This window comes from Roseovarius sp. B08 (assembly GCF_051417955.1).
Taxonomy (GTDB): domain Bacteria; phylum Pseudomonadota; class Alphaproteobacteria; order Rhodobacterales; family Rhodobacteraceae; genus Roseovarius.
In genome coordinates, this window is sequence record NZ_JBPRLW010000001.1 from 1,277,302 (window position 1) to 1,302,652 (window position 25,351).

Here is a 25,351-nt window from a genome sequence, read left to right on the forward strand (position 1 = left end):
TCGATGGATGGCGCGCAGCACGGGCAGGATGTTTTTGGCTCAGGTAGGGTAATCTCGGAGGGCACTCGTCAGGTTTTTCTCATCAAGGCATTGAGCCAAAGGTCGTCTTTTCTATCCGGACGGCGGCCTTCAGTCCACCAAGTTTCAACCTGCCGGAGCGACGGGCATTCGTCCAGGAGCGCCGCAAAGGATTCCTCGGTCATGTCGGTGAAATGTCGCGCCGCCTCTTGCCGCTCGCCGTCTCCAATCTTGAACGAGGCATACAGAGCCCCCGCAGAGACCAGATGGTCTGCCAGCCTTCGCATGACTTCCGACAAGTCGCCGCGCGCGACGTGTAGAAGAGAAGCGCAGGCCCAGATGCCCTCGAAAGGGTGTTCCCATTCGAAATCTTCGAAGCGCATCTGCCGGACGGGAAGATCGGAAAAAGCGGTCGCCGCCCGCACCATGGAAGGCGAGGCGTCAAAGGCCTCAGTCTGGTATCCTGCGAGGTGAAATGAGCGCGCGTCGCGACCGGATCCTGTCCCCGCATCAAGGATGCGAGCGCTGCCGGTATACGTTTTCGGAACTGCGGCAAGAAATCGATCGCGAAGGGACGACATGTCGACGTTTTGAGTGTCTTGCAGAAATTTCTCGGCGTTCGTGTCGTAAAATCCGTTCATATAACTTTTCTGGCAATTCTGATTGCCGCGGTCTTTTCGTTGTGGTTTCTGGAAGGTTATCGGGTTCGCACCAGTTATTGACGGCCGGTTCGGAGTATTCGCGAGGCCTCTATCAACTCGACAACGCTTAGCTTTTTCCATTCTGAGTAAGTGTTTTTGTGAACACAGGCGTCGCGGTCGGGCGACATTAAATATTCTGTCATGCTTGACCACGCCAGGCCAAGCGTTTCAGATAAGTTGTTGATATAAATAGCTCCACCGGTGCCCCCTGCTACAGGCCGTCAACCAACCTGATCCATTCCTGGCGCGATGCCTGTCTGTCGATCTTGAGGTCGATCCAAAAACGGCGCGCGTATTTGACCTGGCGGCGGTGCGCTGTGATGACAGGCCTGCATTGCGATGCCAGAAAGGTGACATGGCGGTCGCGCTGGATCGGTTGGAGGCCGACCTCGGCGATGTCCGGCATCTCATTGGGCATAACATCCTGCGCCATGACCTGCCGCATCTGGCGGCCATGCGGCCGAGGCTGGCGCACCTGGCCGAAGCGCCGATCGACACCCTCTGGCTCAATCCGTTGGCCTTCCCGCGCAACCCGTATCACCACCTCGTCAAGCACTACCATGACGGGCGGCTTCTGTCGGGCCATGTCAACGATCCAGAGGCAGACGCGCGGCTTGTGTTCGATGTGCTGGAGAACCAACTCGGAGCCTTCCGCGCATTGAACGCAAAGGCGCCGGATACAGTCGTCGCCTACCATTACCTGACGACGCGTGGCGAACAGGATCAGGGTTTCGGTGCTGTGTTCGGCCATGTCCGTGGTGCGAGCGTGCCCTCTGCTGATCAAGCCCGACAGGCGCTGTCGCGATTGCTGGAGGGTGAGGCTTGCCGCACAGCGGTGCAGCACATGCTGGATCAGTTGGGCGCGCTGCAGACGGGGTGGCCGTTGGCCTATGCGTTGGCGTGGATTTCGGTCGCCGGTGGCGACTCCGTCATGCCCCCCTGGGTCAGGATGCAGTTTCCGGATGCCGCGCGTATGGTGAAACGCCTACGCGACACGGCATGCGATGCTGCGGACTGCCCCTGGTGCCGCGAGAAGAGCGATCCCGTAAAGGCGCTCTCACGCTGGTTCGGCTTCGACGGTTTCCGGCCCACGCCCACCGATGCCGATGGCCGCCCACTGCAGGAGCGCATCGTCGACGAGGGCATGCGCGGCAACAGCCTGCTGGGCATCCTTCCCACCGGGACAGGCAAATCTGTCTGCTACCAGATTCCGGCACTGGCAAAGTTCGATCGGACCGGTGCGCTGACGGTCGTGATTTCGCCGCTTGTCGCGCTGATGGCCGACCAGGTGGCGGGGATGGAACGGACAGGCATTTCCTCCGCGGTCACCGTGAACGGGATGCTATCGCTGCCTGAACGTCAGGACGCGCTCGACAAGGTCCGCATGGGCGAGGCCGCGATGCTTCTGATCTCGCCCGAGCAGTTGCGGAGTGTCTCTGTGCGCTCCGTTCTCAAGCAACGCGAAATCGGCCTCTGGGTTCTGGACGAGGCGCATTGTGTATCGAAATGGGGGCATGATTTCCGGCCTGACTATCGCTACATCTCGCGTTTCATTCGTGAAACGGCGGGCGATGAAGATCCGGCCCCGGTGATCTGCCTGACCGCCACTGCCAAGCCGGAGGTGGTGCGCGATATTCGCGACCATTTCCATCAGAGGCTTGGAACCGAGCTGTTGCTGCTGGACGGCGGGGCATCGCGCACGAACCTGAGTTTCGAGGTGCGATCGACCGGCAAGCGGACGAAGCTGGCCGACATCCTGGATGTCATCGAACAGCGTCTTCCGGCCGAGGGAGCCTCTGGCGCCGTGGTCTATTGCGCGACGCGCAAGGCGACAGAGGAAGTCGCGCAGTTCCTGCAGCAACAGAGCCTGTCGGCGGAGCGATACCATGCCGGCCTGACACCCGATGAGAAGAAGACCATCCAGGAACGGTTCCGGGTGGGCGAGTTGCGGGTGATCGCCGCTACCAACGCCTTCGGCATGGGCATCGACAAGCCCGATATCCGGCTGGTGGTGCACGGCGACATCCCCGGCTCGCTCGAAAACTACCTACAGGAGGCCGGTCGCGCTGGGCGGGACCGTGCTCATGCCAATTGCGTGCTGCTCTACGCGCCGGACGACGTGGAGCGGCAGTTTCAACTGACCGCGCGGTCGCGGCTCGACCGGCGCGAGATCGGAGCCATCCTGAGGGCTGTTCGGCGCATGGATGCCCGGACGCGCAGCACGGGCACCGTTGTCGCCACCCCTGGCGAGATCGTCCGGCAGGAACACGACCGCGAATTCCAGCGTGAAAGCGCGACGGATGACACGCGGGTCAAGACCGCGATTTCCTGGCTGGAGGAGGCCAAGCTCCTGTCTCGCGAGGAAAACCGCGTGCAGGTCTTTCCGTCGTCACTGCGGGTGCGCAGCATCGACGAGGCGGGGTCGCGGATGGAGAAAGCGCAGATCACCGGGATGCGCCGGACGCAGTTGATGGACATTGTCCGCCACCTGATGAATGCGCCCCCTGACGAAGGCATCTCCACTGACGAGTTGACCGGCGTGAGCGGACTGACGGGTGGTCAGCTGACCAAGGCTCTGGCCGACCTTGAATCTCTGGGGATCGCGCGGAACGACACAGCGGTCACGGTCTTCGTGCATTCCGGAGTGACGGACGACTCCCGCAAGCGGCTGAGGCAGGCGACACGGCTGGAAACAGACCTGATCGCGGTCATGAGGGAAGAAGCGCCTGACGCGGAGGATGCAGTCGCCACGCCTTTCAACCTGCAAATGGCCAGCCAGAAGCTGCGCGACCAGGGCCATAGCCACGTCCGGCCCGACGTGGTCGAGAAATTGCTGCGCGGCATGGCGCGCGACGGCCGTGATCTCGACGGTGGCAAGGGCAATGTGCGCCTGCGCAAGGCCTCTCGCGACACGCTGTTCGTAGCTCTGCAACGGTCTTGGTCGGTATTGGAGCAGTCGGCCGCGCTGCGCCGGCAAGCCGGTGAAGCGCTGGTGGAGCATCTGTTGGGGCGGCTCGAAAAAGGTCAGCGGGGCAAGGATCAGCAGGTTGAGACCACTTTGGGCGACATGCTGGCGACCTTGACGGGCGATGCTTTCCTCCGTGGTCAGGTCAAAGAAATGACTCGGCTGATGGACCGCGCGCTTCTATGGCTGCACGAGCAGGAAGTGGTGGCACTTGGTAAGGGCCTCACCGTGTTTCGGCCCGCTATGACGGTTCAGCTTGCGCCCGGTAAGACGCAGTTCCTGGTCAAGGATTTCGCGCCATTGCAGGAGCACTATGACGAACAGACAGTGCAGACCCATGTAATGGCGGCCTACGCGGAAACAGGGTTATCCTCGATGCAGGATGCCATCCGCCTGACGGAGGATTATTTCGCCCTCGACCAGGAAGGCTTCATGGGCCGCTGGATGAAGGGCAAGACAACCGAAGTGAAACGGCAGACGACGGGGAAGTCGTGGCAGAACGTCGTGGAGGCCCTCGGCAATCCCGTCCAGCAGAAAATCGTGGCCGATGATCGGGACGCCACCAATGTTCTGGTCCTTGCCGGCCCGGGCTCGGGCAAAACCCGCGTCTTGGTGCACCGCATCGCCTACCTGATCCGCGTCCGGCGCGAAGACCCGCGCAGCATCCTTGTCCTGAGCTACAACCGCCACGCTGCGGTGGAGATCCGAGCGCGTCTTCGGCATCTGGTGGGGGACGAGGCATTCGGTGTGACGGTGTCGACCTGTCATGCGATGGCCATGCGGCTCGTGGGCGCCAGCTTTGCCGGGTCGCAGGCAGAGAGCCGGGATTTCGACAATATCGTCATGGAGGCGGTGCGCCAGCTAAACGGCGAAGGCCTGAGCAAGGCCGAAGCCGAGGCGCAGCGCGAGACGCTGATCCAAGGGTATCGTTGGATCCTCGTAGACGAATACCAGGACATCGGCCCCGAGGAATACGCCCTGATCGCTGCCGTTGCAGGACGGACGATCGATGATGAGGATATGAAGCTCAGTCTTTTCGCGGTGGGTGATGACGATCAGAACATCTACGCCTTCGCTGGAGCGTCCATCAAATTCATCCGACAGTTCGAGCAGGATTACCGGGCGAAGCCTGAATTTCTCATCGAAAATTATCGCTCCACCCGACATATCATCGAGGCTTCCAACACAGTGATCGCCGGGGCCGGTGAAAGGATGAAGCTGGGCCACGACATCACCATCGACCGGAAGCGCCGCAAGGACTCGCCGGGCGGCGTGATGGAAGCCAGTGACCCTGTAGGGCATGGTCGGGTGCAGCTTCTCCAATGCCCCCCGAGGATCGGATGCAGGCCGTCGCAGCGGTGAGTGAGTTGCAGCGTCTGGCGGCACTGCAACCTGGCTGGAACTGGTCTCGCACGGCCATCATCGCGCGAAACTGGAGACAACTTGCCCCAGTGCGCGCCTTTGCCGAGGCGCAAGGAATCCCGGTCGAAATGGCCAATGAGAGTCTACCGAGCCTCTGGCGACTGCGCGAGATGCGGCAATTCATCGACCGCATAAGCCGCGACCGAACTTGCGTTCTGGGCGTGACAGACCTGCTGGATGTCGTGAACCACATGCAGCGCAATCGGTGGACCGACCTTATCGCAGAAGGCATCGCCGCGCTGGCCCAGGAGATCGGTACAGGTCAGGTCTCAGTTCCCGATCTCGTGGAGTGGTTCGGTGAATGGGCGCGTGACGCGCGGGGTGAGCAGCGGGGGCTTTTGCTGACGACGGCGCACCGCGCCAAGGGGCTCGAATTCGACGACGTGGTGATCCTGAATGGTGGTTGGGAAAGGCCATCTCGGAATGAGGATCTCGATGCGCCGCGCCGCCTGTTCTACGTCGCCATGACGCGGGCGAGGCGCAGCCTTGCGGTGATGACACAGGGCCCACATGCTTTCGTTCCCGCAAGCGGCGACAACATTTTGCGTAGGCAAGCCGCGCTGCCTGACGCGCGCGATCTGCCGCCGGATCGAACATATCTGATGCCTGACATGAGCCAGGTGTTCATTGATTGGTCTGGTCGTTTGCGCAAAGGGGATCGCTGTCTCGCAGCGATCGCAGAGGCACAAGTGGACGATAGCCTCACGCTGGTGAAAGATGGGGTCCGTTGGTCGGTCCGAGACTTGCGCGGGCGCACGTTGATCATGATGAAAGGCGGATGGGATGTCCCTGATGGACAGCGTGTCGTTTCTGCCGAGGTCGGTGCGATTGTCAGTCGCCACGCTCATGCAAGCAGCGAAGAGCACCGGTCCAAGCTTCGGCGCGATACCTGGGAAGTCGTGCTGCCGGAGATCGTGCTGGAAGCCTGCTGAGTTTGCGCCCTCAGCGAGGCCACCGAGGTTCTTCTGAACGGTCAAGAGTCTTCTGAGGGAAACGGCAATTGCGTCGTCTCAGCGGCGTCCTTTTTCGCTGAGATATGCTCCGCCGCAGCCGCATCGACATCATTGAGTATTTCAGCCAAGGGGAACGCTATGCGCTCCCTTTCTTTCAGGCGAACATGAACGAGCTTTAGGATGCGTTGCCGCTCGGGCTTCGGCAAGGTGGTGAGCCAGTCGAGGAAGGCGTAGCCGAACAGAATTTTGCAACGGGTGTCGCGCTTGCGGCTCTCGGCGGCCGCCTTGGCCTTCGCATCGGCCAGTTTCTCGCGTTCCCGCGCGATCTTCGCCTCCAGTGCGGCGATCTGTTTCTCGGTGGGTGTCATGGTCATCTCCATTTGGTTCGTTGTCACCGAACGGGAAATGCGGCCCCGGTGCCCGTGCCGCTCCCCGGAAAATTCCTGTGTGCTCGATGGCGGCGAAAGGAGCCCCCACCGAGCCTGAAAAGGCGAAGGGCGCGGTTACGCAACTCCCGGGGAGTTGCCGCGCGCCTGTGGCGGGCTTTTTCTGGGCGGGGACGGGCAGGGGGCGCCATCTCCTCGCCATGCGACACAAAGCCTCCCGCCTCGAGATCAAGATCCGCAACCGCGCCAACACCGCCTCCATCGTGGCGGCGGCGGCTTATTGTGCGGGCGGACGCTACCGCTGCGACCGCACGGGAGAGGTGAAGAATTATTCCCGGCGCCGCGATGTCGTCTCGGTCGAATCCATCAAGATGCCCCATGATCCCGAGCGGATCTGGAACCTCGCCAGCGCGGCCGAGAAACATCCCCGCGCCCGGCTCGCCCGTGAAATTCTGGTGTCGCTGCCGCACGAGCTACCGCTCGAGACGCAGCGCGTTCTGGTGCGCGGTTTCGGCCTCTGGCTGCACGACCGCTACGGGATTTCCTCGATGGCGGCGATCCATCACCCGCTTGCCGATGGCCTCGATGACGAGCTTGTCGCCGACATGATCCCGCAGACCGAGGGGCGGAAAAAACCGGCGAAGCCACGAAAGGATGAGCGCGGCAACGCGCTCAATCACCACGTGCACATCCTGTGCCCCACGCGGGTCTGGGACGAGGAAACGCAAAGCTTTGGCGAGAAAATTCGCGATCTTGATGATGTGAAAACCGGCCCTGAATGTGTCAGGCAGATGCGCGAGGAATGGCAGCGGCGGGTCAACCGGCACTTGGAAAAGGCCGGCGTGACGGCGCGCGTTGACCTGCGCAGCTATGCGGCGGCAGCGGCGGCCGGTGACGCGCCCGAGGGGCTGATCCCGCAGCCAAAGCTCGGGCCAAGGAACGCCGCACGCGGCCGGCGGCGGGAGCAGGAGACGGGGCGCGACGACACCATCCTTGGCCAGACCCGCGCGAAGACGCGCGTCGCGAACGAGGCGCTGTGGCAAAGCTGGCAGATCCTTCGGGACGCCGAACGCGAAAAGGCGCGGCTGGAAAAGTCGGAGAAAATCGCCGCTGAAACCGAGGCGGCGCGCCGGGTGGCGGCCGCCGAGGCCGAGGTCAAAATAGACACCGCCGAGACCGCCGCTGCGCGTGCCGAGGCCATCGAGGCCGCCCCCCATCTCGACGCGCTCGATCCGCAGCAGGCCGCGATCGCCTGGGCTGAGGGCAGGCTCAATGCCGAGATCGACCCCGAAAGCGACAAGACCCTCGACCCCGAAACGGAAACGGCGGCCACCCCTGAAAAAGGGCAGCCGCCGAAATTCGTGATGAGCGAGAAAGCCAAAAAACGCGCCCGCCCGCCACGCCAGAGGCAGAGGGTGAGGGGCGGCGGGTGAGCCCCGGCGCGGCGCGATGCCGGACCGGGACGTCGCTCAGTCGTCGAGGTGACGATGCGCCTCGTCACGCTCACGCTCGCGCCGCAGACGCTCGCTCCGTTCCTCGGGATACTCGCCGTAGAGCACGAAATCCTCGAACGGCCAGATTGAGTTGAACTCGTGCTCGGGATTGCCTTCGGAGTGGTCGCTCAGCTCGCGCGCGAGCCTCTTGTATTGCGCCCGGTCGAGATCGCGGCGCGCGACCACCTTCGAGTCGTCCACCAGGAACGCGCGGTAGGAATCGCGGCCCAGCATGGTGACATGGCCGGTCAGAAACGACCGGCCGATGCCGTATTGCAGATCGAGAACTTTCTTTGCCATATCGAATGCCTTTCTCTTGGCGTGGATGCTGCGCCGGGATTGGCGCTGCCGCCTGCGCGGCGGATGAATTTTTCGGGGTGCCGGTTCGGTCAGCCCCGCCGCCAGGGCGCGCGGGCGACCGTGTCGACGAGGCGGCGCTGCCGGGTGTCGAGCCGCTGCCAGGCATCGCGGAAATCGGCATAGTCCTCGGGCAGCAGATCCAGCCGGCCGCAGGCGAGCGCAACGGCGATGGTCTCGCTGGTCGAGAGCGGGCCGATCTCCTCGTCCACCTCGGCGCCGTTCAGGATCCGCCGGCAGGCGCCGGTGTCACCGCCTCCGGTGCCGTTGGTGATCTCGGCCAGGGCGGCCTCATGCGCGGCTTTCTCCGCCTTGGCGCGGCGGAGCATGTCGAGTGCGTCGTTCATGGAAGTCTTCCTTCTTGTGAAGCGCGGCGGCCGGGGATCGGCCGCCTGAGAAGGATTTCGGAACCTCTTGGATCGCGCGGAAATCATCGGCGGCATGACCTTGCGTCAGGGCGCCAACACACGGACGGCGCGCGTCGCGGCCGGGCGCGCGAGGCACCCTCCACCCGGTCACTGGGTCTTCGCGACCTCTTGGCTCTCCGCGGCCGTCTTCTTGCGCCGCCCGCGTTTCGGCCAGGGCTCGCCCCACATGTCGAACAGCGGAAACCCCTCGCGCCGTTCGGCATGGTAGGCCCGGTAGGCGTAGATCATCCGGGTCTCTTTGGGCGCCTTCTCCGCCACGCCGTAGTGGTTGCAGCCGTTGATATCGGGATGCCGCGCGCCCTCGCGCTCGGCATCAGCGTGTTCCAATTCCAGAAGCTCGCGCAGGGGCTTGGCCTGCTCGATGGCTTGGAGCCTGCGGTGTTTCGAGCTGTCGCGCTGGCGCTCCGCGGCCTCGGCGTCGGCAAGCCGGCCGAGAAACGCCTCTTGCAGGTGAGAGGTGGAGAGCCGGTCTGAGCCGATGCGCGCGTGGCAGCGCAGGCGGAGGGCCTCGAGCGCCTCATCTTCGAGATGCGCCAGCTCGCGCCCCCGCTTCAGTCGGCGCTCGACGGCATGGTCCAGGTATGCCGCGACGACCTGTTCCTCGAGCCGGTAGCGCAGCAGACCGAAGGTCTCCCACGAAATCTGGGCCTCGACATCTTCGGGCGAGGTGCGCTCGAGGCTGGCGGTCACCGATCTGAACGCACCGCGCGTGTCGAACTGCAGGCGGGCGTGGCAGGTCACATCGAACCGGCTCATCGCATCGCGCAGCGGGCCGGAGACCGAGGCGTTGAGCTGGAGCTTCAGCTTCGCCGCTTCGAGGGCGACCATGCCGGGCAGAAGTGCCGGCAGGCCGATGGGGAGAACATGCATCGGGGGTCCTTTCCTGTGATGCGCGGCGGCCGGGGATCGGCTGCCTGACCAGGATCTGGATGCGCCCGGGGTGGGCCGATAACGATCGGCCATATGACTTAACGTCAATTTCCGGGCAGGGCCGGCCGGACGTAGGTCCTGCAAATGGATCTTTCGCAGCACCACAGTTTCAGCACCGCCACGCGCCCCGCCGCCGCCCGGATGACAGCGGAGGAATACCTGCGCCTGCTGCATCCGCTGGACGCGCAAGGCTCGGCCACGCTCATGCTGCTCGAAGACGACAGGCGCTGCGCCCGCACATACCGCCCCGATGCGCTGCCCTTCGCGGCGCTCAACTGGCTGGACCGCCAGACCTATGTCACTCTGCATCGCTTCCGTGGCACGCGCTCCGGCGGGAGGCTGGCGGCGCTCAACCTCCTATCGCTCGATCTCGACTATCGGACCATGCCGCAATGGCGCGGGGCAGCGCCGGGGCAGGTGGCGCTGGCGGTGAAGACGGCGGCGCAGGGCCGCGGCCTGCCGCTGCCCTCAGTGATCACCGACACCGGCCGGGGCCTCGCCGTGCTATGGCTCATCCACGAGCTGCCCGCCGCCGCCGAGCCGCGCTGGCGGGCGGCGCAGCGCTGCCTGATCGACCTGTTTTCGGCCTTCGGCGCCGACCGGTCCTGCGGTGATACGGCCCGGATCTTCCGTATTCCCGAAACCATCAACGTCAAGTCGGGCCGCACCGTCACCGTCATCGACGGCACCCTGCGGCGCCACGATTTCGACGCGCTCGCCGATGCGTTATACACCGCCGCCGGCCGGCCCACGCGGGCGGAGCTTGGGGCGAGGAAGGCCCGGAAGCGGCGGAAGACATCGACCAAGGGCCCGCGCGGCCTCGCCCCCGCTGCCCGCTTCGCGCAGGTGCGCGCTGACCTGATGGCGCTCGCCCGGCACTGGGGCGGGCAGGTGCCGGAGGGGCTGCGCAACTCATGGCTCCACCTGGTCGCCACCTGCTTCACCCATCAGCACGGGAACCTCGATCTGGCCGTCGAAGTCGAGAACGCCGCGCGCCATTGCGCCGGGCTGGCGCCCTCCGAGGTCTCCGCCGTGATCCGCGCGGCGGAGCGGCGTCAGAAAGGCGAGCAGGATCGGTACTTCTATTCGGGCGCGCGAATGGCCGAGATGCTGGGCGTCTCCGACGAGCTCGCCCGCCGCCTGAAGCTGAAACATATCCAATCCGAGGCGGAGAGGGGCCGGCGGCGGCTGGAGAGGGAGGCCAGCCGCCGCCGCGCGAAGGGTATGGCAACGCGCGAAAAGTACCTCGCGGCCCACGCCACCTCGCGCGAGAAGCCATGGGAGGCGCACGGCTATTCCCGCGCGACCTGGTATCGCCGGGGCTGCCCGCCAGCGCCTGCCGCGAAAACCGCCGAACCGGCACGCCCGGCCACGCGCACCCCGAGTGAGACAGGTCTGCCGCCGCTACAGGGGGGCTTGCCACGCCGCAGGCCCCGCCCCGCCCTCTCAGCGGGGCACCAACCCCTCCACCCATCCCCCGAAGCCGAGCGAAACCGCCGCCAGCCTCCCGCGCAACCGGCCCCGACCCGGCCCGACGCCGGCCGAAGTCCGCCCGACAGCCTGCCGGACCTGTCGCCTACAGCCAAAGAGATCGCGCTGGCCGAGGAGATCTTCCCGGGGATGATGCCGGCCCCCGACCCCTTTGCCGCCGCACGCGCCGCGTGACGCGCAGCGGCAAGGGTCCTTGGGGCCTCTGAAGGACAGGCTGCCGTCGTTTCCCTTCACGACAGGAGTTTTCATGTTCGACCAACACTCCCATGACTGGCAGCAGGATCTCGCACCCGGCGACGTGGTCCTTTACCGCTTCCCCACCACCGAGGATCTGCCTGATGGCGAGGCGCCCAAGATGCGGCCCTGCCTCGTCCTCGACACGCCCCGGCTTGGCGATCGCCGTTTCGCCAAGCTGGCCTATGGCAGCTCCGCCTACGGCAAATCCAACAGGGGCCGCGAAGTTCTCGTGCGGCAGGCGCCCTCCATCACGACCGCCGGTCTCGACCGACCCTCGCGCTTCACGCTCAACCGGACCCTGCTGGTCAGCCTCGATCACCCCGGCTTTGAAGCCGAGACCCACGGCGACCCCGCATCGGGCACCTCGATGAGGCGCTGATGGAGCGGCTGCACGCCTTGCGCGCCCGGATGCAGGCCGAGGCCGACATCGCCGCCGACCGCCGCCGGGCACGGCGCGAGGAACGCCGCCGCTGGCAAGCCGAGGGACGCGCGGCGGCCCGACACAATCGCGCCCTCCTGCAAGACCGCTCGCTGGCGGGAGGTGCCCGATGACCGGCCCCGAGACCTCCCCCACCGTCGAAGACCTCGCCGCCGAGGCGCTCGCAATGGCCCGCACCGTCGCTACCGCCGTCCGCGAGGACGTGCTCCACCGCCTGGCGCCTCAGGAGCGGATGGGGCCGGAGCGGCTGCTGCGGATGCTCGATGCGCGAGAGATTTTCGACGCCCCGGTGCTCGATCACCTCGCGAGCCTCGAAAGGCGGCTCGTGGAGCGGATCACCGAGGGCACCTTCATGGCCGACAGGTTCGAAGGCGGCGACGGCAACGTCTCTCCGGTGCTCTGGCAGGAGCCGAGGATGACGGAGGAGGCCGACGCGCTCTCGAGCGCTCTCGCCGTCCTCCTCGAGCTCAATTTTCTTCTCGAGGCCATCCAGGACCGGCTCGCCGCCGAGGCCGCCATGGAGGCCCTGCGCCAAGCCCTCTGAACTCCGGAACATGCAGTGAAAACAACTGCATGCCGGCGCGCCGGCAGTCCTTCTGCTGCTCCCGGCCGGCGCGCCGAACTTGAGATAACGAACCCTGGTCAAAGTTCCGGCCGACCGGTCCGGAACGCTCGCACCTCCTGCGTACAACGACACGCAAAGGACGAAAAAATGTTCGACACCCTCCCTTCCAACCCGTGGCTGCCGCCGCTCATGACGGGCGCGGAGCTGGCCGAAGTGATGCGCTATTCCGGTGTCACCTCGGCATTCCGCGGCTGGCTCAAGACCCTCGGCATCAAGTCGGTGCCCGGCCGCAACGGCCTCTACGACCCGCACCACGTGCGCCATCGCCTCGATGTCGCGCAGGGCATGTTTCCGCGGACCGCCGCGACGCCGGATGCGTCGGAGGCAAACACCGAACCCATGAGCCTGACCGACAAACGGAGGCTGCGCCGTGGGAAGTAACCAGCAAGAGCATCGCATCGCGGGCGTCCACCGCATCACGAAGAAGCGCAAGGACGGCACCAAGAGCAAGTATCACTACGTCTTTCGGGGCGGGCCGAGATTCTGGGACAGCACCATGGCCTTCGACACCACCGATGATCGCTACGTCTCGGCCTACGAGGCGGTCATGCGGGACCTGCGCAACGATCGCGCGCCCAAGGTGGACGGCAAGTCGACGGCCTTCGCCCTGCAGCGATACCGGGACTCGGCCGAGTTCTGCGAGCTCTCGCAGCGGACGAGGGACGACTACGAGAAGTACCTCACCCCCTTCGAGGAGGAATTCGGGGAGGACCCTCTCGCCATGTTCCAGGAGCGGGCGGTCATCGGGGAAATCCGGGCGTGGCGCACCAAGTGGAAGAAGTCGCCCAGGCAGTACGACTATGCCGGCGGCGTTGTCACCACCTTTCTCAACTGGTGCGTCGACATCGATCACTCGCTCGAGGTCCACCATCACAAGGGCCAAAAAAAGCTCTACAAGGCCAACCGGGCGCAGATCGTCTGGCTTCCGGAAGAGATCGACATGCTGCTGGCGGAGGCGAGCCCGAAAGAAAAGGCCGTGGTGATCGCCTTCAGCGAGGGCGGTCTGGCCCCGCAAGACGTGGGCCTGCTTCGGCGCCGGCACGTGCAGACCACGCCGAAGGGCCGGCGGCTGTTCTTCGCCCGGAAGAAGACCGAGAACCCGGTCAGCCTGCCGGTGACCAAGGCGCTGGGCGAGGTGATCGACAACCTCCCCGAGGGGCAGGACCTGCTGGTGACCTCCCTCACCGGCAAGCCGCTGAAGGCGCTGCGCGCGTCCCAGATCATCCGTGACCTCAAGCTCCGGCACAACAAGAAGGTCGACGAGGGCCTGTTGCCGATGCGGATCCGCGACGAGCTGCGCGCATACGACATGCGCGGCACGGCGGCGACGGCCCTGCTGCGCGCGGGATGCTCCCTCAACGAGATCGCGGTGACGATGGGCTGGGGGCTGCGGCACGCGGCGAACGTGATCGAGAGCTATGCCGCGCTTGTCCCCGAGGTCTCGGACGAGGTGCACCGCAAGCTGCGGAAGGCCAAGAAGAAGGCGGCGAAGGCGGCGCGCAAGGCGGAAGAGAAGGCGAAGAAGGAGGGATTGTCATGATCGCCCTGGACGAGGTGCGGGCCGACCTGAAACTGGCGGCCGCCTGGTGCGACATCGTCGATCCGTCCGTGCGGGGGGCGGATTTCTACGGCCAGGTCTACCTGCTTAGCTCGGGGCGGACGACGGTCACGCCGATGGTGGAGCTGTCGCGCCGTTACAGGCACGCCGCCACTGTCAACAGGATCGCCCGCGCGTGTCTCGACCTGGTTGGTTACCCGCCCGTGACCTATGCCTCGCACCCGCCGAGGATCAAGGCGACGATGGTCAAGGTCGGCCCCCGGTCCCACCACGACCACGCAGCCGCGCTGCACTTCTTCAACGCCTTCGGCATGGCCCCGTGAGGCCGGGTCTTCGCCCCCGAAAAACTGCAGCCGCGAGGAATACTCTTCGCGGCTTTTTCGTGCGGACATGGGACGAGCCCGGGCCTCAAATCCGGGGCGCGCTGTAAACCGGCCCGTAAACCGGCGATTTTCCGGCTCCTCCGAAGAGGTCCGAAAACGCCGAAAATCCCAGTAAAATAAGGTGGAGGCGAGTACCGGAATCGAACCGGTGTGGACGGATTTGCAATCCGCTGCGTCACCACTCCGCCAACTCGCCAGCCGTGGTGGGCCATTCGGCCTGAGATGCCTGCTTAGTGTTTCGTCGGGGCGATGTCCATACCTCGCGTGACGGGTCCCAACGATGACAATTCTGATGAATACACTTTGGTCGGCCGGCGTTGGGATGCCGCGTCGCGCGTGTGGGCGGGATACGAGAAAAGCACACAGGTTCGCCGCGGATGAATTCGAATGGCGCTTGGTGTCTCCCATCGGCATCGCCTGGGAAGCGATCTGTACCGCTCGGTCCAAGGCCATTGTGAGGGGGGCGGGTTTGTGGCAAAACCTTAGTCAGGATAGAGCAGCTACAGAGATGACCGTATGACCGATTTCGCCGCGCGCCGGACCATGATGGTCGACACCCAGGTACGTCCAGCCGACGTAACCAAGTTTCCAATCATCGACGCCATGTTGTCGGTTGCCCGCGAGGCTTTCGTGCCACGCCACCTGAGAGAGGCCGCCTATGTCGGCGAGAATGTCGACCTGGGCGGCGGACGCGTCGTGCTGGAGCCACGGACGCTCGCCAAGATCCTCGACGCGCTGGACATCCGGGCCGACGAACTGGCGCTCGACCTCGGCTGCGGGCTGGGATATTCCTCTGCGGTCGCCGCCCGGATGGCTGAGGCGGTGGTCGCCGTGGAAGAGATGGAAGACATGGCCGAGGAGGCCCGCGGCATCCTGTCGGAACAGGGCGCGGACAACGTGATCGTGCACGAGGGGCCACTGGCCGAGGGCGCGGCGGAACACGGCCCTTACGATGTCGTGATGCTTCAGGGCGCGGTCGAGCATCTGCCGGATACCATCATCGAACAGATCAAGGAAGGTGGCCGCATAGCCTGTCTTTTCGCCGAGGGGGGCCTGGGCGCGGTGCGCGTGGGCTACAAGATCGACGGCGCGATGAACTGGCGGTTCGCCTTCAACGCAGGAGCACCGGTTCTGTCGGGCTTCGAGCGGCACGCGGCCTTTATCCTATGATGATGCGGAAGCAAGCCGGGCGGAAACCGGCACGGGCAGCAGGCAACGCGCGGGTTTCCCCGCTGAGGAACTGGATGGCGGCCGGCTTTGTGGCGTTGGCGGGCACGATGGCGCTGCCCGGGGGAGCCAAATCCGAAACGCTGGGCCAGGCGCTGGCCTGGGCCTATGAACACAGCGGCCTTCTGGAGCAGAACCGCGCGCTGTTGCGGGCGGCGGACGAGGACGTGGCCCAGGCGGTGGCCGGTCTGCGGCCGATCATCAACTGGACCGCAGACATCACGCGCAACTTCGGCAAGAACCGGACGACCAACCTCATCAATACCACGCGCAACACCTCTTTCAGCACCGGCGTCACGCTGGAACTGCTGCTGTTCGATTTCGGCCAGACGCGATTCCAGATCGACGCCGCGAAGGAGACTGTCCTGGCGACGCGGCAATCGCTGCGCAGCATCGAGCAGCAGGTGTTGCTGCGGGCGGTGGCGGCCTTTTACGATGTGCAGCGCAACCGGGAGTTCGTGTCGCTGCGCCAGAACAACCTGCGCCTGCTGCGGCAGGAATTGCGGGCCGCCCGCGATCGTTTCGAAGTGGGAGAGGTGACGCGGACAGACGTGGCCCAGGCCGAGGCGCGGGTCGCCAGCACCCAGGGCGAGCTTGCCCAGGCACAGGGCAGCCTCGCCCAGGCGATCGAGGAATATGTCGCCGTCGTCGGGCAGCCGCCCGGAGCGTTGCAATCGCCGCGCCAGTTGCCGAACCTGTCGGGCGGGATCGAGACCTCGAAGAATATCGCGGTGCGCAACCATCCCGACATCCTGGAGGCACAGCGCCGGGTGGCATCGGCCGAGCTGACGATCCTGGCCGCGGACGCGGCAATGAAGCCGCGCTTCACCGCTCAGGGCACGCTCGGGATCAGCGAGGACCTGGAAGGCAGCGACTACGGCCGGTCGGGCAGTGTCGGGCTGAACATGCGGGCGCCGATCTATCAGGGTGGGCTGCTGAGCTCTGCCAAGCGGCAGGCGCAGGCACAGCGCGACGCGGCGCGCGGCAACCTTCACGTGGTGCGCCACGCGGTGGTGCAGGACGTGGGCAACGCGTTTGCGATTTTGCAGTCGGCACGCGTGGTGCGCGAGGCAAGCCAAGAGCAGGTGCGGGCGGCGCAGGTGGCCTTTCGCGGCGTGCGCGAAGAGGCGACGCTGGGCGCACGAACCACGCTGGACGTGCTGAACGCCGAGCAGGAATTGCTGGACGCGCGAAGCAACCTGATTTCGGCGGATGTCGATGTAGCCATCGCGGCCTATCAGGTGCTGGCGGCCATCGGCGAGCTGACTGCGAAAGACCTGAACCTGAACGTGCAGACCTACGACCCGGCGGCCTATTACAACCTGGTCAAGGACGCGCCCGTGCCGCTGAGCAGGCAGGGCCAGCAGTTGGACAGGGTCCTGAAATCGCTGGGGCGTCAGTAGCGGCACGGTCGGCACAGGCGCGGAACGGTAAAAGCGCCTAAAAGGCGGCGTTCTAAATTGTTGTGCGAATTTGCGGCAGCCGCTACACTGTAGCGCAGGCAAGAATGGTAGTTGAGCATGTCTGATCCCGTATCGAATGCGGAAATCGAGGACGTCCTGTCGTCTATTCGTCGGCTGGTGTCGGTCGACAAGTCGCCCGGCTCCAGGGACGCGGAGCCGGATCGTGCAGCCGCGCACAAGTCAAAGCCTGCTCCTGCCGTCTCGGATGGGGCCAAACCGGACGCCGCGGCGCCTGCGGGTGGCGCGCGACTGGTCCTGACTCCATCGTTTCGGGTCGAGCCGAAAGATCTGCAGGACGAAGGCGATTCGGAGGACCACGGCGCGGAGCCGTCGGCGGAGGGCGAGCCGCAGCATCTGACGCTTGATGAATGGCAAGACGCGATTGACGAGAGTGTCGAGGAGGCCGGCTCCGGCTTGTATGGGCGGGACCAGGCGGAGGCTTTCGATGCGCCCGACGACGTCCATGAGGATGCGGGGCAAGGCGACGACGCGCAGCTGAAAGAGTGGCTGACGGCCGAGGACGATCGCGCCGAAGAGGCTGACATTTGGGAGGACGCGGACGAGTCGTCTGTCGATCTGTCCGAGGAAGGCTTTGGCGACGGCTTTGAAGAGGGTGTCGATTTCGGGGCGGCGGCCTTTGTCGGAGACGAGGATGTTGCCTTCGAGTACGCTGAAGCTGGTGATGACGCGGTGGAGGAGGCGCCGGAGCGTGAGGTCGTGACCTCGGAACTGGAGGCCCGGATCGCGGAGGTCGAGGCCGCCGTTGCCGCGCGTGACGACCAGTGGGAGCCGGATGGCGCGTCGGAAGACCCATATGCAGGCGGCCAGACCGAGCCGCTTCCGTGGGAGGACCACGTCGAGCCAGAGGAGCCTGTTTTCGTGTCCTACGCGGCGCAGGACGAGTATTCGGCGGCGGCCGAAGAGGATCGCCGGGGGAAGACGCCGAAGACGACACGGCCGCTTCGGGCGAGCACGAAGCGCCGCGCGAGACGGCGCGCCATGGCGGGGCAGCAGAACGGGATGCCTCTGCGCCGCGCAGCGGGGATACCGCGACCGTCGAGGCGCAGGAAGGCGAGGGCAAGTGGTATCGCGAGGATGCGGATGCGTTCCTTGACGAGGATGCGTTGCGGGACCTGGTGAGCGAGATCGTACGGCAGGAATTGCAGGGCACGTTGGGCGAGCGGATCACGCGCAACGTACGAAAACTGGTGCGCCGCGAGATCCACCGCGCGATGATGGGCCGGGATTTCGACTGACGCGCGGGCGTCGTCGGCCGGCCCGAAAAATTTCCCACTTTCAGGGCATTCCCGGAAGCTCGGCCAGGGTATCGACCGGCATGGCGATCGCGATGCCAGACAAGGACCAATGAGGTCCATATACCTTCTGTCTCGCAACCCGCGATGCCTTTGAGCCGGCTATCTGGTATTGGAAAGGCCTGCGCAGCTGCTCAGCTGCGGCAGACGACAATGCTGCGGGAAAGGACAAGATGAACACGCCGGCCCACGTGATATTCGCGGCCGCGGCCTTTGCCCGTCCGGGTGACCGGCGGCGCACGGTTGCCGCGGTGGCAGGTGGTCTGGCGCCGGACCTGTCGCTTTACCTGATGGTCGCGGTCTCGCTTTACCTGCTGGGTCTCGATCCAGGATATGTCTTCGGCACGCTCTATTTCTCGGAGCCGTGGCAACAGATGTTCAGGATCGACAACTCGTTCCTTGTCTGGGGCGCGGGGTTCGCTCTGGCGTGGTGGTGTGGCGCGCGAAACGGAATGATTTTCGGTGCATCGGGTCTGATGCACCTGGCGCTGGATCTTCCGTTGCACCACGACGACGGGCGTCCGCATTTCTGGCCGTTGACGGACTGGGTTTTCGAAAGCCCGATCAGCTATTGGGACAGCGCACACCATGCCGGGTTGGTCGGGCCGCTGGAGATGGGGCTATCGGCGCTGTTGTGCGGTGTGTTGATGTGGCGTTTCAAAAGTCTGCGGTCTCGGCTGGCGATTGCGGGGCTGGCGGGACTGCAGCTTGCACCGCTGTTCATCTGGGGCTTTGTCTTTGCGACCTGACCCATGAACGAAAAAGCCCCGCCAAGACGGCAGGGCTTTTTCAAATTCGGAGGCGTCGGGGATCAGGCGGCTTCGGCCTGCGCGGCGGCGGCATTGCGGCGCTCGCTTTCCTCGCGCGACAGGGCAACAGAGGTACGTATCCCCTTGCCCACGAATTCCATCAGTCCGGAAACCACACGCTCGTTAGGGTCGATCCCCGCGCAGGACAGGACCTCGCGCCCATCGCGTGAGCGGGCCCAGCGGGCGATCTGTTCCGGCCCGTTGCCATACTTCTTGTCATCGGCAATGGCGTCGTCCAGTGCAGCCAGTACCACGGCTGCGAAGAGTTTGCGGGCACGGTTGCCTTGTTCAGCGTTGAAAGCCGTACCGTCAACGAAATCTTTCATGTTTCGTCCTTGTTTTTATTGCTCTTGTGTTTCAGGCGTGGCGCCGGTTATGACGGGTTTTATGCGATTCGGATAGTCCCCAATCGCATACCACCCTTGCGTCGTCCGCATGGCTTGCTGCGTTTGCAGCACGATATGTCGTCGTCTTGCACGCCATCGCTTCGCTAGATATAGGGTTGGCGTAACACTGATCAACCTCTTGTCATGGTTTCGCCTCAATGCCCAAAATCAACGGAAACGAAATTCGTCCCGGTAACGTCCTCGAGCACAATGACGGCCTTTGGAGTGCCGTCAAAGTGGATCATGTGAAGCCCGGCAAAGGCGGCGCATTCGCCCAGGTGGAGTTGCGCAACCTTCGTAACGGATCAAAGCTTAATGAACGGTTTAGAAGCGCCGACAAAGTCGAGCGCGTCCGGCTGGAGCAGAAGGATCAGCAGTTCCTTTACGAAACTGACGGCATGCTTGTCTTCATGGATTCAGAGACTTACGAGCAGATCGAACTGCCGGCGGATCTGCTGGGCGAGCGCCGGCCCTTCCTGCAGGACGGCATGACGATCACCGTCGAATTTTATGAAAGTGAAGCACTGAACGCGACCTTGCCTCAGAAGGTGAATTGCCGCGTGGTCGAGACCGAGCCGGTGGTCAAGGGTCAGACGGCTGCCAACAGCTTCAAGCCCGCGATTCTGGACAACGGCGTGAAGGTCATGGTGCCGCCCTTCGTGGGCCAGGATGAAGAGATCATCGTGAACACCGAGACGATGGAATACGCCGAACGCGCCTGACCCCCGGGCGCGCGCCACACGGGCCCGCTGCGTCGAGACGTCGCGTCACTCGGGCAGGGTGACGGTCGCGGACGCGGCCTGCATCGCGCCTTTCGCCCGATCAAACCGCAGATAGGCAATGGCGCGCCCGCCGGACTGGGTGAAGAGCGTGCCGACAGTCTTGCCGTCCGCGGTGATCGGTGTGCCGATCGGAGCGTCGCCGGCGAGCGCGACCGTGGTCAGACCCTTGCGCAGTTCGGTCTTGTGTTTCATGCGCGCGGTCACTTCCTGCCCGACGAAACACCCCTTGCGGAAATCGACGCCGTTCAGCCGCTCGAACCCGGCTTCGAGGATGAACGTGTCGGGGGTCAACTCGACCGTCGCGCGGGGGATGCAGTGGGCCACCCGGATCGCCTCGAAATCGCTGCCGTCATCGCCCGCCTCGGCGCCGTAGAGGCGCCAGCCCAGAGCCGTGTGGCGGGGATCGGCAAAGGCGCCTTCGGGACGGTCGCCGGTGCCGCGCCAGACCGCGAGATCTGTGAGCGTGATCTGCACATCGGCGCGCAGCTTGTACATGTTGAGCCGTTGCAGAAGCCCGTCGGCAAGGCTTTCGTCCACATCGAGCAGGATCGCGCCGTCCCAGGGCACCAGCAGGAAATCGGCGAGGTACTTGCCCTGCGGTGTCAGCATGGCGGCGTAGACCAGCCCGTGGTCCAGTTTCGCGATATCATTGGTGACCAGCCCCTGGAGAAAGGAGCGGGCATCGGCGCCGGTGATCTGAAGGATCTTGCGGGTCATCGGGGGCCTCGTCATTGCTTTGGCCGTCATATATGAAACCGGCGGTGAAATGACAGGGTTTGCAGCGATGCGGGCGAAACTTTCCGTGGTGATGCCGACATTGAATGCCGAAGCCGGGCTGGCGCGGTCGCTGCCTGCGCTGGCCGAGGGGCTGGAGGCGGGCCTGATCCGGGAACTGGTGATCTCGGACGGAGGATCGGAGGACGCGACCGGGCAGATCGCCGAGGCTGCGGGCGCGGTGCTGGTCACCGGGGCCGCGTCACGGGGAGGGCAATTGCGGCGCGGCGTATCCGTGGCGCGGGGCGAGTGGCTGTTGATGCTGCACGCCGACACGGTGCTGCCACAGGGCTGGCCGGAGGTCGTGAAGGCGCACATCGCGCAAGGGCAGGGCGCGGCGGCGTTCCGACTGTCCTTTGACTCCAGGGGGCTGGCGCCGGTCATCGTAGCGGGCTGGGCCAACCTGCGTAGCAAGGTGTTCGGGCTGCCTTATGGGGACCAGGGGCTGCTGCTGTCGCGGTCCGATTACGATGCCGCCGGGGGCTATCCTGACGTGCCGCTGATGGAGGACGTGGCGCTGGCGCGCGCGCTGGGGCGGCGGATCACGCTCTTGCCCGCGGCGGTAACGACGAGCGCCGACCGCTACAGGCGCGACGGCTGGCTGCGCCGGGGTGGGCGGAACCTGTGGCTTTTGCTGCGCTACCTGGGCGGGGCCAGGCCCGAGGACCTGGCGCGCCGCTACTGAACGCGCTCAGAACCAGGGTTTGTAGGTCGCCTGGTAATCGGCTTGCAGGGCGAGGTGGTCGTATTCGGTCTTCAGCCAATCCTCGAAGGAGATGGGATCTTGGGCATTGCGGGCCTCGTACACGTCGAAGATATGATCGAGCGTGCCGGTCTTGGAGCGCCGGACATGCAGGTAGCGCAGGCCAAGTTGGCGGCGGGCCACCGCGAGCGGCGCGCCTTCGATCACCAGAAGGTAGATGGCCGAGGCGAGCCCGGCGCGGTCGGCGCCGGATTTGCAGTGCATGACGAAGGGTTTTTCCAGCGTGCGGAACGTGTCGATCAGCGCCAAGAGGTCTTCGGCGGGCGGGGCATGGCGGGCCTGCAGGCTGATGCTGACGAGGTTCATTCCCAGCGCGGCGCAGGTTTCGACCTCGGTGAAGTAATGCGCCGACGGGAATTCGCCGCGCAGGTTCAGCACCGTGTTGATGCCCTTTTCCTTCATCTTCGTAAATCGTTTCATCGTCGGGTGGTTGGAGCGGTAAACGCCCGGCGCGATCTGAAAGAAGTTGGTCCAGACACCGCGCAGGATCTCGTGGTCGAACCACAGGTTGTAGATCCGCGCCCGGCGGCGGTTTTCCGGTGTCGACAGGTCGGTGTTGTAGGAGGCGCGCAAGGCGCGTTCCCAGTCCGTGATCCGCTTGATGAATTTCATGTAGGCCCTTCGCCGTCTGCCGGTGACGCCCCCATGTAGGGGCAGGCCGCGCCCATGGCAAGGAAGGGCGATTGACGGCGGCGGGGATGCGGCTAAGTTGCACGCAATTCTGGAAGTGGAGACACGTGATGAGTGGTGCCGGCGGACGCCCCTACCTGGCCATTCCCGGCCCTTCGGTCATGCCCGACCGGGTGCTGCGGGCGATGAACCGTGCCTCGCCGAATATCTATGCGGGCGAGCTGGTGGACATGATGCCGGACCTGGTGGCGGACCTGTGCGATGTTGCGCGGACCAAGGGCCATGCGGCGATCTATATCGGCAACGGACATGCGGCGTGGGAGGCGAGCCTGGCCAACACGGTGCAGCCGGGTGAGCGGGTGCTGGTGCTGGCCACGGGGCGGTTCGGCCACGGCTGGGCCGAGGTGGCCGAGGCGCGGGGGCTGGAGGTGCAGCTGCTGGATTTCGGGCGGCAGGCGCGGGTTGACTGCCAAGCCGTCGAGGAGGCGCTGCGCGCCGATAAATCGCATGATACCAAGGCGGTGCTGGTCACGCATGTGGACACGTCCTCGTCCGTTCTGAACGATGTGGCGGCGGTGCGTGCGGCGATGGACGCGGTGGGCCATCCCGCGCTCTTGGCGGCCGATTGCATTGCCTCGCTGGCTTGCGACCCCTTCGAGATGGACGCCTGGGGTGTCGATGTGATGGTCGCGGGCAGCCAGAAGGGGCTGATGACGCCGCCTGGCCTGGGCTTTGTCTTTTTCAACGACAAGGCGGACGAGCGGCGGCGCGGAATGCCGCGTGTGAGCCGCTATTGGGATTGGAGCCCGCGCAGCGAGCCGGAGATGTTCTATCAGTATTTCGGCGGTACGGCGCCGACGCATCACCTCTACGGCCTGCGCGAAGCCCTTGATATGCTTGGTGAAGAGGGGCTCGAGGCGGTCTGGGCGCGGCACGAACGGCTGGCCCGCGCGGTCTGGGCCGCGTGCGAGGTGTGGGGGCGGCGGGGCCGCTGCGGCTGAATATCGCGAAGGCGGGGCACCGCAGCCGGGCCGTGACATCCGTGGCGATCGGCAAGCCCTTGGGCGAAGAGCTGCGCCAGTGGGTCGAGGCGCATATGGGGGTGACGCTGGGCATCGGGCTTGGCATGCAGACCGAGGACGACCCGCGGAGCACCGGCTATTTCCGGATCGGGCATATGGGGCATTTGAACGGTCACGCGCTGCTGGGCGTTCTGGGGGCTGTCGAGGCGGGGCTGACTGCGCTGAATATCGCGCATGGCGATGGTGCGGTGCAGCAGGCGGCGCGGGTTCTGGCAGGGGTCTAGGCGCTCGAGCGGCTGAATCGGGTGATCAGCAGGTTCAGCCCATAGCCCACGGCCATGACCACGGGCAGGCCGAACATCATCCACAAGGCCATGAAAATCCAAAGCAAATTGACCAGCCCCATGACCAGTGCGGCATTGGTGTAGTTCGGTGCGGCGGGCATCTGACCACGTTTCATGCCCCCGATTTTAGTGCCGGATTCGGTGCTGTCAGTTAAATTTTACGCGCGCGCTGTGGCGAGCGCCTCGGGCAAAGCCCGTTCCAGCAGGTCGAGATCCTGCGGGCGGCCACAGCTGATGCGGATGCAGCGGTTGAGCGGGGCCACGCCCGGCATGCGCACGAAGAGGTCGCGTTCGATCAGTTCGTTCAGGACCGTGCGGGCGAAATCGCCATCGCGACCGCAGTCGACAGCGACGAAATTGGCCGCCGAGGGCAGGCTGTGCAGGCCGTTGGCGGCGGCGATTTCGGCGATGCGGTCGCGGGCCTCGGCCATCCGGGTGATCGCTTTTGTCAGCCACGCCTCGTCCTGCAAGGCGGCCAGGGCGCCGGCCTGGGCGACGCGGTTGACGCCGAAATGGTTGCGGATCTTGTCAAAGCTCCGGATCAGGTCAGGCGCGCCCATCGCATAGGCGATGCGGGCGCCCGCGATGCCGTAAGCCTTTGAAAAGGTGCGCATTCGGATGACGCGCGGGTCATCTATGTGTATCTCCGGCGCGGTGCCGTCGGGGGCGAACTCGATATAGGCCTCGTCGAGCATGAGAAGGCATCCCTCGGGCAGATCGTCAAGCGCGGCGCGAATTGTTGCCCCGTCATGCCAGGTGCCCATGGGGTTGTCGGGATTGGCGAGGTAGACGAGTTTGGCGCCAACCTCTTTCGCTTTGGTTAAGAGCGCGGACGGATCCTCGTGGTCGTCCTTGTAAGGCACCTTGTGCAGGGCGCCGCCGAAGCCCGCCACGTGGTAGTTGAAGGTGGGATAGGCCCCGTCCGAGGTGACGACGGTATCGCCGGGGGCGATCAGCAGGCGCACAAGATAGCCCAGAAGGCCGTCAATCCCTTCGCCCACAACGATATTTTCCGGGGCGATGTCGAAATGCGCGGCCAGGGCGTGGCGCAGATCGTGGCTGGTGGCGTCGCTGTATTTCCAGATGTCCGTGACCGCCTCCTGCATGGCCGCGATGGCCTTGGCCGAGGGGCCGAAGACGTTCTCGTTTGCGCCGAGGCGGGCGGCAAAAGCTTTGCCTGTTTCGCGCTCGCGCACCTCGGGGCCGACGAACGGCACGGAGGCGGGCAGGGCGCGGACGATATCGGTATAGCGTGGGCCGGTCATGCGGAGAGGTAACGTCAAAGCCGGGCCGGGTGCAAGGCGAAGGGTAGAGAGGTTAACGGTCAGAACGCGTGTCGGTATCCCGTCGGTATCTGGGTGGTATCGCGTCGGTGCGATTTTACGGCACCCGGAAAGGTTAACGCCACGCCCGTGGCGGACGTGGCGTTATGAGTATTTCAGGAACAGTGAA

Annotated in this window: 24 protein-coding genes, 1 tRNA gene and 2 pseudogenes; 16 read left to right on the top strand and 11 right to left on the bottom strand. The window is 65.0% G+C overall.

Annotated elements, in window-relative coordinates:
* Positions 1–68: 68 nt before the first annotated feature.
* Complete coding sequence (locus ACSQ76_RS06480) at positions 69–659, bottom strand: class I SAM-dependent methyltransferase (protein WP_437155910.1); 591 nt, start codon at positions 657–659, stop codon at positions 69–71.
* A 361-nt stretch (positions 660–1,020) separates the two neighbouring features.
* Between ACSQ76_RS06480 and ACSQ76_RS06485 the strand changes: the two are divergent.
* Positions 1,021–6,038, top strand: a pseudogene (locus ACSQ76_RS06485) (RecQ family ATP-dependent DNA helicase).
* 41 nt (positions 6,039–6,079) lie between these two features.
* On the opposite strand, the gene ACSQ76_RS06490 reads toward ACSQ76_RS06485, so the two are convergent.
* Positions 6,080–6,427 (bottom strand): hypothetical protein, encoded by a 348-nt coding sequence (locus tag ACSQ76_RS06490; protein ID WP_437155911.1) that lies wholly within the window; start codon positions 6,425–6,427, stop codon positions 6,080–6,082.
* Positions 6,428–6,645: 218 nt separating this feature from the next.
* Between ACSQ76_RS06490 and ACSQ76_RS06495 the strand changes: the two genes are divergently transcribed.
* Positions 6,646–7,878 (top strand): MobA/MobL family protein, encoded by a 1,233-nt coding sequence (locus ACSQ76_RS06495; RefSeq protein WP_437155912.1) that lies wholly within the window; start codon positions 6,646–6,648, stop codon positions 7,876–7,878.
* 36 nt (positions 7,879–7,914) lie between these two features.
* Here ACSQ76_RS06495 and ACSQ76_RS06500 read toward each other — a convergent pair whose 3' ends face one another.
* The 3 genes from ACSQ76_RS06500 to ACSQ76_RS06510 all read right to left on the bottom strand — a co-directional run bounded on the left by ACSQ76_RS06500 (position 7,915) and on the right by ACSQ76_RS06510 (position 9,593).
* Positions 7,915–8,238, bottom strand: a complete 324-nt coding sequence (locus tag ACSQ76_RS06500; RefSeq protein ID WP_437155913.1) for a hypothetical protein — start codon at positions 8,236–8,238, stop codon at positions 7,915–7,917.
* Between the two features lie 89 nt (positions 8,239–8,327).
* Complete coding sequence (locus tag ACSQ76_RS06505; protein WP_437155914.1) at positions 8,328–8,642, bottom strand: hypothetical protein; 315 nt, start codon at positions 8,640–8,642, stop codon at positions 8,328–8,330.
* Between the two features lie 168 nt (positions 8,643–8,810).
* Positions 8,811–9,593, bottom strand: a complete 783-nt coding sequence (locus ACSQ76_RS06510) for a hypothetical protein (protein ID WP_437155915.1) — start codon at positions 9,591–9,593, stop codon at positions 8,811–8,813.
* A 144-nt stretch (positions 9,594–9,737) separates the two neighbouring features.
* On the opposite strand from ACSQ76_RS06510, the gene ACSQ76_RS06515 reads away from it, so the two are divergent.
* From ACSQ76_RS06515 to ACSQ76_RS06545, 7 genes are all read left to right on the top strand, one after another.
* On the top strand, positions 9,738–11,318 hold the full coding sequence (locus ACSQ76_RS06515) for a hypothetical protein (RefSeq protein ID WP_437155916.1): 1,581 nt from the start codon (positions 9,738–9,740) through the stop codon (positions 11,316–11,318).
* Between the two features lie 73 nt (positions 11,319–11,391).
* Positions 11,392–11,760 carry a hypothetical protein gene (locus ACSQ76_RS06520; protein WP_437155917.1) on the top strand — a complete coding sequence of 123 codons (369 nt, stop codon included), beginning with the start codon at positions 11,392–11,394 and terminating at the stop codon, positions 11,758–11,760.
* Positions 11,760–11,933, top strand: coding sequence for a hypothetical protein (locus tag ACSQ76_RS06525; RefSeq protein WP_437155918.1), 174 nt, complete (start codon positions 11,760–11,762; stop codon positions 11,931–11,933). Before ACSQ76_RS06520 ends, ACSQ76_RS06525 begins: the two co-directional genes overlap by 1 nt.
* On the top strand, positions 11,930–12,364 hold the full coding sequence (locus ACSQ76_RS06530; RefSeq protein WP_437155919.1) for a hypothetical protein: 435 nt from the start codon (positions 11,930–11,932) through the stop codon (positions 12,362–12,364). The genes ACSQ76_RS06525 and ACSQ76_RS06530 overlap by 4 nt, the downstream gene beginning before the upstream one ends.
* Before the next feature lie 168 nt (positions 12,365–12,532).
* Positions 12,533–12,826 carry a hypothetical protein gene (locus ACSQ76_RS06535; RefSeq protein ID WP_437155920.1) on the top strand — a complete coding sequence of 98 codons (294 nt, stop codon included), beginning with the start codon at positions 12,533–12,535 and terminating at the stop codon, positions 12,824–12,826.
* Positions 12,816–13,985, top strand: a complete 1,170-nt coding sequence (locus ACSQ76_RS06540; RefSeq protein WP_437155921.1) for a tyrosine-type recombinase/integrase — start codon at positions 12,816–12,818, stop codon at positions 13,983–13,985. Before ACSQ76_RS06535 ends, ACSQ76_RS06540 begins: the two co-directional genes overlap by 11 nt.
* Entirely contained in the window at positions 13,982–14,326 is a 345-nt protein-coding gene (locus ACSQ76_RS06545; RefSeq protein WP_437155922.1) for a hypothetical protein, read from the top strand. Before ACSQ76_RS06540 ends, ACSQ76_RS06545 begins: the two co-directional genes overlap by 4 nt.
* Positions 14,327–14,508: 182 nt before the next feature.
* Here the strand turns inward: ACSQ76_RS06545 and ACSQ76_RS06550 are convergent.
* Positions 14,509–14,582, bottom strand: a tRNA-Cys gene (locus ACSQ76_RS06550).
* Between the two features lie 320 nt (positions 14,583–14,902).
* Between ACSQ76_RS06550 and ACSQ76_RS06555 the strand changes: the two genes are divergently transcribed.
* The 4 genes from ACSQ76_RS06555 (at position 14,903) to ACSQ76_RS06570 (ending at position 19,138) form a co-directional block, all read left to right on the top strand.
* On the top strand, positions 14,903–15,556 hold the full coding sequence (locus ACSQ76_RS06555) for a protein-L-isoaspartate O-methyltransferase family protein (RefSeq protein WP_437155923.1): 654 nt from the start codon (positions 14,903–14,905) through the stop codon (positions 15,554–15,556).
* Positions 15,557–15,630: 74 nt separating this feature from the next.
* Complete coding sequence (locus tag ACSQ76_RS06560) at positions 15,631–17,016, top strand: TolC family outer membrane protein (protein WP_437155924.1); 1,386 nt, start codon at positions 15,631–15,633, stop codon at positions 17,014–17,016.
* A gap of 117 nt (positions 17,017–17,133) precedes the next feature.
* The gene (locus ACSQ76_RS06565) at positions 17,134–18,216 is read left to right on the top strand and encodes a hypothetical protein (RefSeq protein WP_437155925.1); all 1,083 of its coding nucleotides are present in this window, start codon (positions 17,134–17,136) and stop codon (positions 18,214–18,216) included.
* A 346-nt stretch (positions 18,217–18,562) separates the two neighbouring features.
* Positions 18,563–19,138, top strand: a complete 576-nt coding sequence (locus tag ACSQ76_RS06570) for a cobalamin biosynthesis protein CobQ (protein WP_437155926.1) — start codon at positions 18,563–18,565, stop codon at positions 19,136–19,138.
* A 62-nt stretch (positions 19,139–19,200) separates the two neighbouring features.
* Here the strand turns inward: ACSQ76_RS06570 and ACSQ76_RS06575 are convergent, their stop codons facing one another.
* Positions 19,201–19,524, bottom strand: coding sequence for a DUF6280 family protein (locus ACSQ76_RS06575; RefSeq protein ID WP_306127901.1), 324 nt, complete (start codon positions 19,522–19,524; stop codon positions 19,201–19,203).
* A gap of 218 nt (positions 19,525–19,742) precedes the next feature.
* On the opposite strand from ACSQ76_RS06575, the gene efp reads away from it, so the two are divergent.
* Complete coding sequence (gene efp / locus ACSQ76_RS06580) at positions 19,743–20,306, top strand: elongation factor P (RefSeq protein ID WP_306127902.1); 564 nt, start codon at positions 19,743–19,745, stop codon at positions 20,304–20,306.
* Positions 20,307–20,351: 45 nt separating this feature from the next.
* Here efp and ygfZ read toward each other — a convergent pair whose 3' ends face one another.
* Positions 20,352–21,083: a CAF17-like 4Fe-4S cluster assembly/insertion protein YgfZ gene (gene ygfZ / locus ACSQ76_RS06585; RefSeq protein WP_437155927.1), complete on the bottom strand. Its 732-nt coding sequence runs from the start codon at positions 21,081–21,083 to the stop codon at positions 20,352–20,354.
* A gap of 67 nt (positions 21,084–21,150) precedes the next feature.
* On the opposite strand from ygfZ, the gene ACSQ76_RS06590 reads away from it, so the two are divergent.
* On the top strand, positions 21,151–21,825 hold the full coding sequence (locus ACSQ76_RS06590; protein WP_437155928.1) for a TIGR04283 family arsenosugar biosynthesis glycosyltransferase: 675 nt from the start codon (positions 21,151–21,153) through the stop codon (positions 21,823–21,825).
* A gap of 6 nt (positions 21,826–21,831) precedes the next feature.
* Here ACSQ76_RS06590 and ACSQ76_RS06595 read toward each other — a convergent pair whose 3' ends face one another.
* The gene (locus tag ACSQ76_RS06595) at positions 21,832–22,515 is read right to left on the bottom strand and encodes a phosphatase domain-containing putative toxin (protein ID WP_437155929.1); all 684 of its coding nucleotides are present in this window, start codon (positions 22,513–22,515) and stop codon (positions 21,832–21,834) included.
* Between the two features lie 128 nt (positions 22,516–22,643).
* On the opposite strand from ACSQ76_RS06595, the pseudogene ACSQ76_RS06600 reads away from it, so the two are divergent.
* A pseudogene (locus tag ACSQ76_RS06600) lies at positions 22,644–23,839 on the top strand (pyridoxal-phosphate-dependent aminotransferase family protein).
* Here the strand turns inward: ACSQ76_RS06600 and ACSQ76_RS06605 are convergent.
* Together ACSQ76_RS06605 and ACSQ76_RS06610 are read right to left on the bottom strand one after the other, a co-directional pair.
* Positions 23,836–24,015: a hypothetical protein gene (locus ACSQ76_RS06605; protein ID WP_306127907.1), complete on the bottom strand. Its 180-nt coding sequence runs from the start codon at positions 24,013–24,015 to the stop codon at positions 23,836–23,838. The pseudogene ACSQ76_RS06600 and the gene ACSQ76_RS06605 sit on opposite strands and share 4 nt — an antisense overlap.
* Before the next feature lie 42 nt (positions 24,016–24,057).
* Complete coding sequence (locus tag ACSQ76_RS06610) at positions 24,058–25,164, bottom strand: pyridoxal phosphate-dependent aminotransferase (protein ID WP_437155930.1); 1,107 nt, start codon at positions 25,162–25,164, stop codon at positions 24,058–24,060.
* Positions 25,165–25,351 lie beyond the last annotated feature (187 nt).